Origin of the sequence: Pseudomonas sp. Fl5BN2 (genome assembly GCF_009908205.1) — a bacterium.
Taxonomy (GTDB): domain Bacteria; phylum Pseudomonadota; class Gammaproteobacteria; order Pseudomonadales; family Pseudomonadaceae; genus Aquipseudomonas.
Window position 1 is genome coordinate 1 of record NZ_JAAARL010000063.1, and the last position, 460, is coordinate 460.

At 48.3% G+C, this 460-nt stretch carries 1 protein-coding gene; it reads right to left on the reverse strand.

Going from position 1 to position 460, the window contains the following annotated elements; genetic code table 11:
* Positions 1-153: 153 nt before the first annotated feature.
* Positions 154-399, reverse strand: coding sequence for a YmjA family protein (locus GV819_RS32560; RefSeq protein ID WP_001015110.1), 246 nt, complete (start codon positions 397-399; stop codon positions 154-156).
* Between the last annotated feature and the right edge of the window lie 61 nt (positions 400-460).

The window sequence follows — 460 nt, forward strand, 5'->3', positions numbered from 1 at the left end:
ACTATAACTCACAGAACAACTTAGCGAGGAGCATAGCGGTACGATCGTGAGAAACCCATTAAAGCATGCTGCAGTGCGTGTCATTTTTAGCCGGATGCGGCGCGAACGCTTTATCCGGGCAACGATACTGACCGATAGTCTGCAATTAAATAATTACTCATTACCCCATTGATTCAAAAACTCTGCGATCTCATCAATGCGTACGGGATTAATCCCCGCTTCAGCAGCCATTTCATGTTGGGCTTCTTCACTGATCTCTTCATTATTCATCAAACGGGTGAGCAGTAACTGGAAGTAGTGGGCCAGCGGTGTGCGTTCAGCCTCTGCGACAGGCTCTGCGCATTCGGTCGCGTACTCATCGGCAATATCAAAATATTTTAGCGGGATATCGTGGTTCATTATTTGCCCCTGGGGTTAATGCGCTAAGCATAAGGGCGGATGATAGCACTCGTGATCCGGG

Coding starts and splice junctions, on each gene's coding strand:
- GV819_RS32560 (WP_001015110.1), bottom strand. CDS start 399: ATGAACCACGATATCCCGCTAAAATATTTTGATATTGCCGATGAGTAC.